This window comes from Sphingopyxis sp. 113P3 (genome assembly GCF_001278035.1).
GTDB lineage: Bacteria > Pseudomonadota > Alphaproteobacteria > Sphingomonadales > Sphingomonadaceae > Sphingopyxis.
This window is the reverse complement of sequence record NZ_CP009452.1, coordinates 1,034,101-1,048,331: the sequence shown is the minus strand read 5'-3', so window position 1 is coordinate 1,048,331 and position 14,231 is coordinate 1,034,101. Positions and strand designations below refer to the sequence as shown.

At 65.7% G+C, this 14,231-nt stretch carries 7 protein-coding genes; all 7 read right to left on the bottom strand.

All coding sequences use genetic code 11. The features are described 5' to 3' along the window. Positions 1 to 29: 29 nt before the first annotated feature. Positions 30 to 2,804, bottom strand: a complete 2,775-nt coding sequence (locus LH20_RS05045) for an EAL domain-containing protein (protein ID WP_053553285.1) — start codon at positions 2,802 to 2,804, stop codon at positions 30 to 32. 191 nt (positions 2,805 to 2,995) lie between these two features. Beyond that, on the bottom strand, positions 2,996 to 3,922 hold the full coding sequence (locus tag LH20_RS05040) for an SUMF1/EgtB/PvdO family nonheme iron enzyme (protein ID WP_053553284.1): 927 nt from the start codon (positions 3,920 to 3,922) through the stop codon (positions 2,996 to 2,998). Next, positions 3,919 to 5,568, bottom strand: a complete 1,650-nt coding sequence (locus tag LH20_RS05035) for an arylsulfatase (protein WP_053553283.1) — start codon at positions 5,566 to 5,568, stop codon at positions 3,919 to 3,921. The genes LH20_RS05040 and LH20_RS05035 overlap by 4 nt, the downstream gene beginning before the upstream one ends. Positions 5,569 to 5,594: 26 nt before the next feature. Continuing rightward, positions 5,595 to 7,943, bottom strand: a complete 2,349-nt coding sequence (locus LH20_RS05030; RefSeq protein ID WP_083455309.1) for a TonB-dependent receptor — start codon at positions 7,941 to 7,943, stop codon at positions 5,595 to 5,597. A 548-nt stretch (positions 7,944 to 8,491) separates the two neighbouring features. Further along, on the bottom strand, positions 8,492 to 11,782 hold the full coding sequence (locus LH20_RS05025; RefSeq protein WP_144423526.1) for an error-prone DNA polymerase: 3,291 nt from the start codon (positions 11,780 to 11,782) through the stop codon (positions 8,492 to 8,494). Then, a complete protein-coding gene (locus LH20_RS05020; RefSeq protein ID WP_235527119.1) occupies positions 11,779 to 13,506 on the bottom strand; it encodes a DUF6504 family protein in 1,728 nt (575 codons plus the stop codon). Before LH20_RS05020 ends, LH20_RS05025 begins: the two co-directional genes overlap by 4 nt. Next, complete coding sequence (locus LH20_RS05015) at positions 13,412 to 14,200, bottom strand: ImuA family protein (protein WP_144423525.1); 789 nt, start codon at positions 14,198 to 14,200, stop codon at positions 13,412 to 13,414. Before LH20_RS05015 ends, LH20_RS05020 begins: the two co-directional genes overlap by 95 nt. Positions 14,201 to 14,231: the final 31 nt, after the last annotated feature.

Sequence of the window (14,231 nt, the reverse complement as noted above, 5' to 3'; positions counted from 1 at the left end):
AGAAGCCCGCTGGAAGAGCGAAAGCCTGCTCACTGCCCGCTGCCACCCTGGCGGCCGACCGGCTCGCTTGTCGCCATGCGCGACCAGGCCGGGGGATGCTGCGACCAGCGCTTCAGCCAGCCGGGCACGCGCTCGATCCCGATCGCGCGGCTGACGAGATAGCCTTGCCCGATGTCGCAGCCAAGCTCGCGTAAGCGGCCAAGCTGCCTTTCATTCTCGACGCCTTCGGCAACCGTTGCGATCTTCATGCGACGCGCGATGTCGATAACACCGTGGACGATCGCGAAATCGGCGCTCTCTTCGGTGTCGAGCCGCGAGATGAACGACCGGTCGATCTTGAGCACGTGCACGGGAAACTGATGCAAATGGGTCAGCGAAGCATAGCCGGTGCCGAAGTCGTCGAGCGCGATCGAAACGCCTTCGGCAGCGAGCGTCTGCAGCGCGCGCTCAACATTGGCCGCAAGATGATCGACAAAGACGCTCTCGGTCACCTCGAGTTCGAGAAGTGTGGGCGGCAATCCTTGCTGCTGGAACCTGGTCAAGATCCGGTCTGCAAAATCGTCGCGCCGAAAGTCTGCCAGCGACCCGTTGATCGCGATACGGCCGAACGCGATGCCTTTCTCGGTCAAACTCTCCATGTCGGCGAGGACATGGTCGATCATCCGGTCCGTGAGTGCGGTCGCGAGCAGCGTATCCTCAAAGGCCGCGCGAATGGCGTCGGGGGGCTGCAATCCCCGCCGGTGGTGATGCCAGCGAAGCAGCGCCTCGAACCCGACGATTTCGCCCGTCACCAGGTCTGCCTTGGCCTGGTAAAAGGGAATGATGCGGTCATCGCTCAGCGCACTGCGCGCCTGGCGCAGCATCGACTTGCGGCTTTCGGCGGCCTCGCGCATGTCCGCGCGGAACGCGCGAACGCCCCCTGCCCCGTCGGATTTGGCAGCATAAAGAGCAAGGTCGGCGCTCTTCAAAAGAGCCTCAGCGTCCTGCCCATCCGCGGGCCAGATGGCGGCGCCGGCGCTGATGCTCACCTCGACGACGCCTTCGTCGATGGTCAAGGCATCGCCGACGCCGTTCAGGATGGCCTCGGCCGCCGGGACGAGCGGCTCATCGCGGCCAAGACCGGTCATGATCACTGCAAACTCGTCGCCTCCGAGCCGTGCGACCGTGGCGTCGGGGGGGAGGTTCGCCTGGAGCCGCTCGGCCACGGTTCGCAGCAGCTGATCGCCTGCTGCATGCCCCAGGCTGTCATTGAGGAGCTTGAAGCCGTCGACATCGATGACGATCACCCCGACGCACTTCGCGTCGGCGGCTTCCGATGCGAGCGCCGCTTCCAGTACTTCGCCGAAGAGCTTGCGGTTGGGCAGGCCCGTCAAAGGATCATGGTTCGCGGCCCAGCGCAATTCCCGTTCGGCCCTCCGCGCATCGGTGACATCAAGGAGCGCGCCAATCGAGCGCACCGCCTCGCCGTCCTCACCGCGCACGACATAGCCGCGCGAAAAGATGTTGATATATTCGCCCGATGCCGCGCGGAACCGATATTCATGGCTCCAGCTGTCCTGGCGATTGATGCGAATGCGGTCATAGGTTGCATTGACGTGAGCAAGATCCTCAGGGTGGATGCGTTCCTTCCACCACTCGAGAGACGTGCCTTTCGCCGCTTCGGGATAACCGAGGATCTGTTCAGCACCATTGCCCCACTCGATCCGGCCCGTGACGTGCGACATGTCCCAGATCACGTCATTGGTTGCGCGCGATGCAAGGCGGTAGAGCTCCTCGCTCTCGCGCAGGGCGAGCTCCGCCGTCACCTGATCGTGGATATCCTCAAGCGTCCCGTACCAGCTGATGATCCGCCCCTCTTCGTCGCGGCGCGGATGCGCGCGGGCGCGGCACCAGCGGAAGCTGCCATCCGCATGGCGCACGCGGTAGCGCACGTCGGCAACGGCATTTTCCTCGGACGTGAGCGCCTGCGTCCAATGACTGAGGACGCCTGGCCGATCGTCAGGGTGCACAGCTTCCGTCCAGCCCCAGCCGAGCGCGGCCTTGGGCGAAACGCCCGTAAGTTCGCTCCAGCGCGGCCCCACTTCGACGATCCGGCCTTCAGGATCGCTGATCCAGGGTATCTGAGGGTTGAGCTCGACCGAATAGCGATAATGTTCCTCGCTGCGCTGGAGCGCCTCGATAAGCGCGGCCATCTCGGAACGTGAACGCAGCGACTCAAAGACCGCCGAGCGCGTGGTCGCGATCGTCCGCAGGATAACCGCTGCGCCAAGCAGAAAGGTCAGACCCGTACCCGTGAAGTAGAAGTCGCGCGAGAAAAGGAGCCCGACGGTCACCGGCATTGCGCCGAACAGGAGCACGAGACGCGCGGCGGAAGGCAGTGCCTGGAGGCAATAACAGCAGCTGATCGAACCGACGAAGATAAAAAGCGCTATCGCTGGGGTGTGGAACGGATCGGCGGCAAGGAAGAGATAAAGGCCCCAGCCGCCGAACAGGAAGCTGAAGGCGCCCGCACGGATGATCGTCCAACGCAGGTAGCGCCGCATCTCCTCGTCACCCACCGTGCGTCCGCGCCGCATGTACCAGGCGGCGCCGCGCGAGGCGACGATCGCGATCAGCACGAGCGGTGCGACGAGGCTGACGGCCAAGGTGCCGTTGACCGTGGTGACGAGCGCCAGAAACAGGACGTTGAGGAACATGAGCGCGTACATCAGGGGAATCTGACGCACGAGGCTCGCATATTGCTCGCGCACGACGGCATCCGATTGGGCGGGCGCTGAGCCGTCGGCAACGGGGGATATTGGCATTGCTGTTCTGCTACTTCCTCACCCTAGCAATATTCGTCCCTCCTTAACGACCGGTTTAACCCTCGGTTGCTTAGGCTGCCCGCTTAAACGCATCGTCCGAATCGCTTCTCGGAGCCACCCTCTCATTGGCCAGCAAGCATTAGCCTGCCGCCAGCATGGACCACCGCTTCACCAAAGCCGATTTAACCTGCTCAATTGCCGCCGGAATCCCGGTCCATCATGGCGCCCCCGTCTCCGGCGCCGACGGGATAGACCACCCTGAAGCCGGCGTGCGACGTCGCAAGGTCAGCTTCATGCTCCTGGCGGCCTGTCGGGGTGTAATTGGCGCAATAGTTGCGCGAACAAAGATAGGATCCGCCGCGGAGCGCGGCCGGCTCGCCGCCGGCCCCGAGCGTCCATTCCCACACATTTCCAACCATATCGAACAGCCCAAAATCATTGGGCGGAAAGCATCCGACCGGAGCGACGCCTCGAAAGCCGTCCGCTCCCGTGTTCGCGACCGGAAAGACCCCGTCCCACGCATTGGCGAGCGGCGCGCCATCTTTCGACCGGGCCCAGCTGTGGCGATCGCGATGGCCCTGCTGATCGCCCCGAGCCGCGCGCTCCCACTGCGCTTCGCTCGGCAATGTCCCACCGCGCCAGCGCGCATAGGCCAGCGCATCGCGGAAGGTGACCTGCACAACGGGCAGATCGAGCGCGCCGTCGATCGACGACCCCGGGCCCTGGGGGTGTCTCCAGGTCGCCCCGGCGACCATGCGCCACCATTGCCCGGGATCCTCAAGGCCGCGCTCAAGCCTGTCCGGCGGGATGAAAACCGCCGCCTCGCCCTGCTTTTCGGCTTCCGTCACATAACCCGTCGCCTCGACGAAGGCCGCAAACTGGCGGTTCGTGACTTCGGTGCGGTCGATGCGAAAGGCCCGAACCCTGGTGACGGCGCCCGGGACGCCCGGACCATCCTCGCCAAGCGCGGTAGCGCCAGCCGCTATGGTGACGGTCCCGCCCGCCTTGGCGCAGAGCGCTTTGGTGGCGCTGGCGCCGGGCGGGGGAGCTTCGCGCGCGAGCAGCCCCCAAGCCATCGCACACCCGAGCGCCAGGGTCAGGGGTCCGGCACCCTTCATGGCGCGATATGGGTCTGGCGCGCGAACTCATCCCAAGCAGCGAGCAGCACCCGCTTGCGCTCCGGTTGAGCGGCAGAGAGATCATGCTGTTCGGCGGGGTCGGTCGCCAGGTCGTAGAGCGCCCAGGCCGACGTCCCGTGAGGCGGCGTCAGATAGACGAGCTTCCAGCGTCCCTGGCGGACCGAGCGATGCCCATGCAGTTCAAAGGCGATGGGCTCATCGTCGGCATGAACCTGCCGCGTCGCCTGCTGCAGATAAGGGAGCATCGAGCGCCCCCGTATCGGCGCGACTTCCCGCCCATCGAACACCGGTTCGGCTGTCAGCCCCGCGGCATCGAGCAAGGTCGGGGTCACATCCATGACGCTTGCATAGGCATCGCTGATCTCGCGCTTGCGTGCGGCGCCCGGCACCTTGATAAAGGCGGCGACCCGCGTTCCTCCCTCGGTAATCACTCCCTTGTGCAGTCGGTATGGCGCCGAGGCCGCCTGCGCCCAATTGGGGCCGTAGAAAAGGAGCGACGATTTGGTGCCCATCGCCTCGAAGCTCTGGTCCTGGCTCGCGATATGTACCGCCATGCCCGGAAGCAGTCCGTAAAGCTCGGCGCCTTCGGCGGCCGGACCATTGTCCGACGAAAAGAGAATGATCGTATTCTCGTAGGTCCCCGTATTCTTGAGATAGGTCACCACCCGCCCGACATTCTGATCGAGCCGATCGACCATCGCGGCGTAGATTTCCATCTTGCGCGCCTCGATCCGCTTCTCCTCAGGCGTGAGCTTTTCCCACGCTTCACGGTAGCCTGCGATATCGGCGGCCTTTATAGATGCCGGCACAATGCCGAGCGCCTTCATTCGCGCGAGACGTTCTTCGCGCAGCACAGCCCAGCCCTGATCATAGCGGCCCTTGTACCGTGCGATATCCTCCGCGGGCGCCTGAAGCGGCGAGTGCGGCGCGGTGAAGGCGAGATAGGCAAAGAAGGGCGCCGATTTTGGCCGGCCATCAAGCTGCTCGATGAGTTTCGTCGTGAAGTAGTCGGAGGAATAAAACTCCTCTGGAATACCGACTTCCCGGCCATTTTCGGTATAGGTGGCGCGCAGGTTCGGATTGCTGTCCGGACCAAAGCCGCCTCCGAAGTGGTTATTGCCGCCCTGGAGGATCGCAAAGGAGGAAGCGAAGCCCCGCGCGGCCGGATTCTGGTCGGCGGTGAGCCCCAAATGCCATTTGCCGCTCATTATCGTATGATAACCCCCGGCGCGAAGGCGCTCGGCGAGCGTTGCAACCCTCGTCGTGATCACGCCTTCATAGCCCCATCCAGGCGTTTGGGCTCCTCCCCGCATCGTCCGCGTCTCGGCCATGGCACCAACCCCCGCGGTGTGGTTATCGGTGCCCGAGAGCAGCATCGAGCGCGTGGGCGAGCAGGCAGGCGCACTATGGAAGTTGGTGAGCCGCACCCCCGCCTCGGCAATGGAATCGAGCGCGGGCGTTCGGATTTCGCCGCCGAAGGCGCCGAGATCCGACAAGCCGAGGTCATCGGCGACAATGACGACGATGTTCGGGCGGCGGTCGGCTCCCTCATCCGCCTTGGCGATCGCATGGCTCGAGCTGGAAGCCGCCAGGGCAAGAAGGGCGGTTTTGACGAAAATATTCATGATTTCATTCCTCTTCCAATGGAAGGTCAGTGACGAAGCGAGAACTGGACGGCCGCCGAGCGCCCGCGTTCGGCCAGCGCGAAGACCGAGCCGAAATTCTGGAGCGAGTTGCGAAAGCTTGCGGTGGTCTTGCCGGTGAGGTTCTTGCCGATGATCGCAAATTCCCACCGCCCGCTATCGCCCGCAAAGGCCAGGCGCGCGTCAAGCTTCGCATAGCCCTCCTGGTAGAAAAGCGGGTCGTTGTTGACCTGTTGCCCATATTTGGACGTGAAGAAGAGGTTTGGCGCAAAGCTCATCCTGCCGCCCGCAACCGGGGCGGAATATTCAAGCCCGATATTGCCGCTGAATTTCGGCGCGAAAGCGCGCGAGGCACCCGAGAGATCCTGGCGGCAGTTGGGGATGGTCAGGACTTGCGACGGCGTGCACGGGCCGTTCGGAAAGTCGCGATATTTGGCATCGAGATAGGCAAGATCCGCATTCACCGTCACAGCGTCGCTCAGCTTGAAGGCGCCGCCGACTTCAACGCCTCGCACACGCGCTCTCGCCGCATTCTGGATGAGCGAGAGGCTCGTGCCATTCGGCAACAGGAAATTGCTCGCCTCCTGCAGATCCTTAAAGTCGTTCCAGTAGGCGCTGACATTCAGGGTCGCGCGGTTGTCGAAAAGGCTCGACTTGATGCCCACTTCATAGGCATCGACCGTCTCGGGCCCGAAAAGATTGATGCTCGATGCGCTCGAGAAGCCGCCCGCCTTGAAGCCGCGATTGTAGCTTGCATAGCCCATCACGGCACCGGTGAAATCATATTGCACCCCGATGCCGGGCATGAGCTTGCTGTCGCGCCGCTTGCTGTCGACGAAAGGCGCCGCATCGACCGCAAGCACCTGGTTGATCGCCGCCTGCTGTGCAGGGGATCCCGGAATGATCGTTGCCGAGGAGGCAAAGACGGCCGAACCATCGTGAAGTCCCGAAACCACCGAGCGCGCCGCTTTCTTGTCGACGATCGAGTAGCGCAGCGATGCGTTCACGCGCAGCCGATCGGTCGCACGCCACGTCACCGCACCGAATGCCGACCAGGTCTGATCGGTCTGATGGAAGAGAGTGTTGGACGCGAGGGGTGACGAGGCATTGTAGCCGACGGCGGTGAGCGCAGCGCCAAGCGGGGCAAAAAAGGCCCCGAGCGTTCCGTCCGTGAAGAGCTTTCCGCGCGAGAAATAGGCGCCAAGCGTATAGGTCAGAGGGCCGCTGTCGTCGGACTCGATCCGGACTTCCTGGGCAAAGCTGCGGTAGGTTTCGGGTCCCCCGGCAGAGAAGAGGACATTGCTGCCCGCCACCCCGACGAGCGGCAGCGGAAAGAGATTGAAGATCGCATTGACGTCGTGCTTGAAATAGCTCGTCAGGGACTTGAGCGTGACGGCGCCGAGGGCGAGTTCGTTCCGCCATGCAAGCTCGGTATAGTCATAGTCGTAATCGCTCGGGGCACCGGCGCGGTGGCGGTCAAGATCATCATCGGCGCCCGCGCCATAGGCGGATAGGTAGCGAAGGCAGAGCCCCTGCGCCGTGGCAGTGCCCGCCTCGCAGTTCAGAACCTGTGCGGGATAGGCATCCTCGTTGCGCGCTCGTCCGCGGTCGAGGCGCAGGTCCGAGCGGAAGCGATCGCTCGGCGTCCAGGCAATCGAAGCGCGCGCGACCCATTCGCGCTGGAAGGGTCCCGCCCCTCCGGTGAGGTCATTCTCGATATAGCCATCAAGGCCGTAGGCCTTTGCCGCGATGCGAATGCTCAAGCTATCGTCGAGCGGCAAGGTGACGCCCGCTTCATAGGCATATTCGCCGTCGGTACCGCGCAGCGCACTCGCGTTATAGCCAAATTCGTGGCCAGGCGTGCGCGTTGTGATGTTGAGCGCGCCGGCGATCGCATTGTTGCCGAAGTAGGTGGTTTGCGGACCCTTGAGGATCTCGACACGGTCCACGTCGAACAAGGCGGCGCGTGCCGAGCGCGAGCGGCCGCGATAGACACCATCGACAAAGGTACCGACCGATTGCTCGAAATTGGCGCTCAGCCCCGAGCCTACGCCCCGAATATTGATGAGTTCGGCTGCCGGGGCGCTCGCTATGCGCACGTTCGCGACATGGCTCGCCAGATCCTGAAGGTCCCTGATATTGCCTTTCTCAAGCGCCGCGCCCGACACGACCGCCGCAGACAGTGGCACATCCTGAAGACGCTGCTCGCGGCCCTGCGCGGTGACGACGATTTCCCCAGGCGCAATTCCGTCGGCCTCATCGGCAGCCTCGGTTGCCAAAGCAGGCGGTGCATATAGGGCAGCAGCGCTCGTTCCCAGAATGAGCGCGAGGAGCGGGCGAATAGATTGCGATGACATTTGGTCCCCCTTGGACCGGAAGAGCGCACGCCTCTCATCCCCGCGCTGCAGCCATTGGACGCGCGCAGGAGGGCCGCCCTTCCGGGCAGATAAATTCCTGAAAATGAACGCCTGCTGCGGGTCCGGGAGCGGACCCGGCCCTACGTCAGGCGAGAATATGATGGCGCGAAGCCGCCGGACCTATGACTTTGGCATTTCTGGTTCCCTTCGTGAAAGGGGAACACGACACGGAGCGTTGTCGCCTAGGTATCGCGCGCTTTAGCTGTTGGTTACGCGGAGCAAGCTGCATCCCTGTCAAAAGCCGCGGATCTCCATGAGGACGCACGAGAGCAGGAGATCATCATCCCTCGTGAATTCCCTATAAAAAAGGTTGAGTTTGATGGGCAAGCGTATCTCATCTTGCGGCGTGCAAACAAAAATTATTAGCGCGCCCCCGCCAACGCGTCGGGGGGGAGGAAGCGGTTGGGCCATGTTTCTTCGCGACATTGGCCACCAAGTCACACGCGGGCTGTTCTTCGTGGCGCCTCCGGTGTCACCGAAAGTCATGGCTACGCACCCGCAGAAGCTCTTCCTCCTCCCTGCCGAATGGCGGCGAGGCCAAGGTCCGCCCGCGCGGCGTCCAACCCGCCGGGGTGCGCGGATCGGGCCCGCCCCCGCCCCGCGCCCCGCGCCCCATCGCCGGGGCCCGGCGCCACGGCAAAATCCATCTGCGCGATCGAGCGCAGCATTGCGTCGTGATCGATGATGCGATCGCAGATGATATGGATGATCTCGCCCTCCTTCTGGAGGCGCCCGCGCATCGCGATCATCGAGGCCGCCATGATTGGCCGGCGGTAGGTCTCGAATTTGTCAGGCCAGAGTATGCCGTTCGCAATGCCGGTCTCGTCCTCGATGGTGACGAACAACACGCCCTTCGCCGAGCCCGGGCGCTGACGGACGAGAATGACACCCGCGACCTCGACATTGCGCCCGTCGCGGATCGAGGCGAGATCGGCACAGCGCACGATCTTCATGGCATCAAGCTCGGCGCGCAGGAAGCTCAGCGGGTGCGCGCGCAGCGAGAGCTGGGTGGTGCGATAATCTTCCACGACCTCGCGGCCCGCCGTCATCGGCCGCAGTGCCACATCGGGTTCACGCCCCTCGGGCGAGAAAGCCGCCTCGCGCGCATCGGCCGCCGCGAACAGCGGAAGCGGCGCCTCGCCAAGCCCTCTCACCTTCCAGAGCCCCTGGCGCCGGTCCTCGCTGAGACAGGCAAAGGCGTCGGCCTCGGCGAGCCGCTCGATCGCGGCGCGCGGCACCTGCACGCGGCGCCATAGGTCCTCGACACTCTCGTACGGCAAGGCGCCGCGCGCCGCCGCGATGGCGGCGCCATGGATATTGGCAAGCCCGCGCACCTGCCGAAAGCCGAGGCGCACCGCAAGGGTGCGTCCGCCCCTCGGCTCGAGCGTGCAATCCCAGTGGCTGTGATTGATCGAGACCGGACGAACCTCGACCCCATGTTTGCGCGCGTCGGTGACGATTTGCGCGGGCGCATAAAAGCCCATCGGCTGCGCGTTAAGGAGCGCTGCGCAAAAGACATCGGGATGATGATGCTTCATCCAGCAGGAGGCATAGGCGATCTTCGCGAAGCTCGCCGCATGGCTTTCAGGAAAACCATAGGAGCCGAACCCCTCGATCTGCTTGAAGGTGCGCTCGGCAAAGTCGCGCGGGTAGCCGCGCGCGATCATGCCGCCGACGAGCTTGTCGAAGAAATGCGAGACGCCGCCCGTGAGCTTGAACGTCGCCATCGCGCGGCGAAGCTCGTCGGCCTCGGCCGGGGTGAAACCCGCGCCGACGATCGCGACCTTCATCGCCTGCTCCTGGAAAAGCGGAACGCCGAGCGTCTTCTCAAGCACGGCGCGAAGCTCGGCCCTGGGATATTCAGGTTTTTCCCTGCCCTCGCGGCGGCGGAGATAGGGATGGACCATGTCGCCCTGGATCGGGCCCGGGCGCACGATCGCGACCTCGATCACGAGATCGTAAAAGCATTTCGGCTTGATCCGGGGCAGCATGGACATTTGCGCGCGGCTTTCGATCTGGAAGACCCCGAGCGTGTCGGCCTTCTGGATCATCGCATAGACATCAGGGTCATCGTCCTGAAGATCGGCCATGCTGACCGCGATGCCCTTATGCTCGGCGAGCAGGTTGAACGCGCGGTTCATGCAGCCGAGCATGCCGAGCCCCAGGATGTCGACCTTCATGAATTTGAGGACGTCGATGTCGTCCTTGTCCCATTCGATGATCTGCCGCGCTTCCATGCGCGCAGGCTCGATCGGCACGAGATCATCGAGCCGTTCCTCGGTGAGCACGAAGCCGCCGGGGTGCTGCGAGAGGTGGCGGGGCGTGCCGATCAGCTGGCGCGCAAGTTCGAGCGTCAGGCGGAGGCGATAATCCCTCGCGTTGAGGTTGAGGCTTGCGATCTGCTCATCGGTCATGCCATCCTCCGACCAGCCCCAGACAAGGCCGGTGAGCATCTTGGTGAGATCGCGCGGGAGACCGAGCGCTTTGCCGACCTCGGCGACCGCCCCCTTGGTGCGATAGCGAGTGACGACTGCGGTCAGGGCGGCGCGATGCCGCCCATAGGTCTCGTAGATCCACTGGATGATTTCCTCGCGCCGCTCATGCTCGAAATCGACGTCGATATCGGGCGGCTCCTTGCGTTCGCCCGAGACGAACCGCTCGAAGAGAAGCTCGTGCTTGATCGGATCGATAGAGGTGATGCCAAGGAGGAAACAGACGCAGCTGTTTGCCGCCGACCCGCGCCCCTGGCAGAGGATTCCGCGCCGCCGGCTCTCGGCAACGATCGCATGGACGGTGAGGAAATAGGGCGCGTAGCCAAGCTCGCCAATGAGGCGGAGCTCATGGTCGATCTGGGCGCGGTAGGCCGCCGGCAGGCCGTTGGGGAACATGCGCGCAGCGGCATCCTCGGTGAGCGCGGTGAGCGCTTCCTGCGCGCTGCGCCCTTCCATCACTTCCTCATAGGGATATTGGTAGCGGATTTCGCGAAGATCAAAGCGACACGCCGCAGCGATATCGGCGCTCGCCGCAATCGCGTCCGGGAAAAGCGCGAAGCGGCGCTCCATTTCCTGCGGCGATTTGAGCGCCCGGTCCATGAACCGCTCGCGCTCAAAGCCGAGCGTGTCGATCACTTTCTTTTCGCGGATCGCGCTCATCACGTCCTGGAGCGGGCGGCGTTCGGGCGCATGATAGAGGATGTCGCCGGTCGCCACGCTGCGCACGCCGGCATCGCGCGCGAGTGCATCGAGCGCTGCAAGCCGCGCGATGTCGCCGGGACGCCGCCGGAAGGCCAGCGAGAGATAGGCATCAAGCCCGAAGATATCGCGAAGCGCGCCAAGATCAGCCTCGAGGCGCGCGCCCGGGGCATCGGGAAGAAGGATCGCGACGAGGCCCTCGGCATGTGCTGCGACATCTTCAAGCCCAAGGATGCAATGCCCCTTGCCGCCGCGCGCCTTGCCAAGGCTCAGGAGCCGGGTCAGCCGCGACCAGGCGCGCCGGTCCTTCGGATAGAGGAGAAGCGCGCGGCCATCATCGAGATCGACCCGCGACCCCGCGATGAGGCGTACGCCGGTTGCCTCCTCTCCCAGAAGACCGCGCACCACGCCCGCGACGCTGCCGCGGTCCGAAAGCCCCAGCGCCCTGTGGCCTTGCAGCGCAGCGGCGGCGAACAATTCTTCAGGCGAGGAGGCGCCCCGCAGGAAAGAGAAGTGGCTCGTCACCTGGAGCTCGACATAGGTCGTCTTCGGCGCGCTTCGCGCCGCCGGATGGTCGATCCCGCTCATCCGAACACGCCGTGCATGAACCAGCTCAAATCCCCGCTCTCATCGTCGAGCCCATCGCCGCGCCGAAAAAGCCAGAAGCGCTCGCCGCTGTCGGTCTCCACCCGGAAATAATCGCGCACCGCCCACATTTCGCGGGGCCGCCGCCACCATTCGCCATGGATGCGCTCCGGGCCATCGCCCGCGACGATCCGATAGGTGCGGCCGCGCCAGGTAAAGCGGCGCGGCGGATGATCGGGGAGCAAAGCGACAACGCCTGCGAGGCGTTCGGGGGACGAAAGGATGCGCACGGGGCGCGGCCAGGCCGGCCAGCCGGGAGGGCTGGCGAGCGGTACCGCGCGCGCGACCGCGCGCTCGGGAACGTCGCTTTCGACCGACGCGAGCCGGAACAGCGCCGCTTCGCCCGCCCGCCCGGCGAGCTGGTCGACAAGCGGGGCAAGATCGCGCCCCTGCGCGCGCCCATCGAGCGCGGCGTCGATTTCCGCGGGCGCGAGCGGCTCGACCTCGATCGCGGCGAGCATCATCGCCTCGATCCCGAGACCCGGCTCGATCCGGTCGATCCGGAGCCCGAGGAGACGCCGCAGATGCGCCGCATCGCGCGTCGCACGCGCTGCACCGATGGTGACGCGCTGTTCGCCGCGATCGAGCGTCGCGCAGCGCAGCAGCGCCAAGCGCAGCCCGAGACCCTGGCGCTCAAGCTCGGCAAGCAGATCGCGCAGGAGATCGTCGATCACCGCGCCGATCGCCTCGGGGGTCCCGATCGGCTCGAGGAGCTGACGGCGCGCCTCGGGCGTCTCGAAAGGGACGACCGGCACGATCGGCTCGGGCGCGAACCCCCGCGCCTGGTCGAGCCGTTCGACCGCGCCGCGCCCGAGGCGCCGCGCGAGCGGACCGCGCGGCATCGGATAAAGATCGCCGACGCACTCAAGGCCGAAGCGTCGCGCGGCAGTGAGCGCGCCCGGAGCCAGGCGCAGCGCGGCAAGCGGCAGCGGCGCCAGGGCTTCGGCTTCCTCACCCGCACCGAGCAGCCGGATCGGCGCGCCGCCGAAGCGCGCGAGCGCGTGCGCAGCCCCCGGCGTTCCAGCGACCGCGATACGGGCGGTGAAACCGAGGCGGGCGAGGAAGCGGCAAAGCCGCGCCGAAAAGCGCGCCTCGCCCCCGAAAAGATGCGCGGTTCCGCCAATGTCAAGCCAGAGGCCATCCTCCCCCGCCACCGCCGCACTCGGTGTCCAGTGGCGTGCGGCGTGGAGCGCAAGGCGATCGAGCCAGGCCCGGTCGGCGTCAGGATCGGCCGCACGCACCTCAAGATCGGCGACGAGCGCCCGCGCATGCGCAGCCGCCATGCCGGGGGTGATGCCGAGATCGAGCGCCGCAGGGCAGGCGGCGGTCACCATATCGCGCTGTCCGGTCCGCGCGATGAGGATCATCGGCCGCGCACCCGCCGCGCCCGCGTCTGCGCCGCGCCAGTCCGGTGCAGATGCTTCAGCTGCCGCCGCGCGCGCCCAGCGCGCGCCAGGGCGCCAGCCACCGCCGCGCGGCACCGAGCAGGCGTTTGGCGGATCGTCGCACGGGGGGCCATCGAAGCGTGAGCGCGCGGGCCTTAGAACCGGTCGCGGCGCAGGCCGCGCCGCCTCAGGCGGCGCGCTCGAGCGCGGGGGATGCCGCTCCGCCCGTCGCAGCCGCTCGATCGCGAGCTGCGGCAGGAAGAGCGAGGCGACCCTGGTCATCGCACGCCTCCAGTTCGAGAGCGAAAGGCGGCCCGCCGCGCTGGCGGACGAGCTCGACGTGCCAGCGTCCGCGTCCGATCCCGGGAACCGCGAGGCGCTCCGAGGGCCGCGCTCCGATGCGCCAGCGCGTCATCGCGAGCGAAGGAGCATCGAGCGGGCAGGTGCCGACGCGGCGATGGCGCCGGTAAAGGAGCATCGGCGTCGCCCCTTCGGCCGCGGCAAGCTGCAACCGCCGCGTTGCCGTCTGATCGGCCGCCTTCACCTCGGCAACGACGCAGGCGAGCGCGCCGCCGCGCAGCGCATCCTCGCATATCGCAAGCAGCTCGCGGTCATCGCGCCCCTCAGCATAGAGGATCCGCTCAGGTCCAAGCCCTGCCTGTTCCAGACCAGGCGCATAAAGGTCGAAGCGCGTGAGCGCCCAGAGCACCGAAAGCCCCGGCGCCGCCGCGAAGCGCGCGGCGATCCCGGCGGCAAAAAGCGTCGCAGCGGCGTCATCGCCCCAGCTTGCCGTGGCTGCGGCGATTTCGTGAAGGCCTGCGCCATCAAGCCCGCCGCCGTTCAGTCTTCCATCGAGCGGCGCGATGCCGAAAGGCAGCAGGGGGCCACGCGCCGCAGCGACGCGCGCGACCGTTTCGCGCAAGGCGGCAAGGTCCCCGGCGCCGGGCCGGGGCTGTGTTGGGACTGGAATATTCATAGGACATCGACTCAAATGTTCCCTATATGTT

Coding starts and splice junctions, on each gene's coding strand:
- LH20_RS05045 (WP_053553285.1), bottom strand. CDS start 2,804: ATGCCAATATCCCCCGTTGCCGACGGCTCAGCGCCCGCCCAATCGGAT.
- LH20_RS05040 (WP_053553284.1), bottom strand. CDS start 3,922: ATGAAGGGTGCCGGACCCCTGACCCTGGCGCTCGGGTGTGCGATGGCT.
- LH20_RS05035 (WP_053553283.1), bottom strand. CDS start 5,568: ATGAATATTTTCGTCAAAACCGCCCTTCTTGCCCTGGCGGCTTCCAGC.
- LH20_RS05030 (WP_083455309.1), bottom strand. CDS start 7,943: ATGTCATCGCAATCTATTCGCCCGCTCCTCGCGCTCATTCTGGGAACG.
- LH20_RS05025 (WP_144423526.1), bottom strand. CDS start 11,782: ATGAGCGGGATCGACCATCCGGCGGCGCGAAGCGCGCCGAAGACGACC.
- LH20_RS05020 (WP_235527119.1), bottom strand. CDS start 13,506: ATGACCAGGGTCGCCTCGCTCTTCCTGCCGCAGCTCGCGATCGAGCGG.
- LH20_RS05015 (WP_144423525.1), bottom strand. CDS start 14,200: ATGAATATTCCAGTCCCAACACAGCCCCGGCCCGGCGCCGGGGACCTT.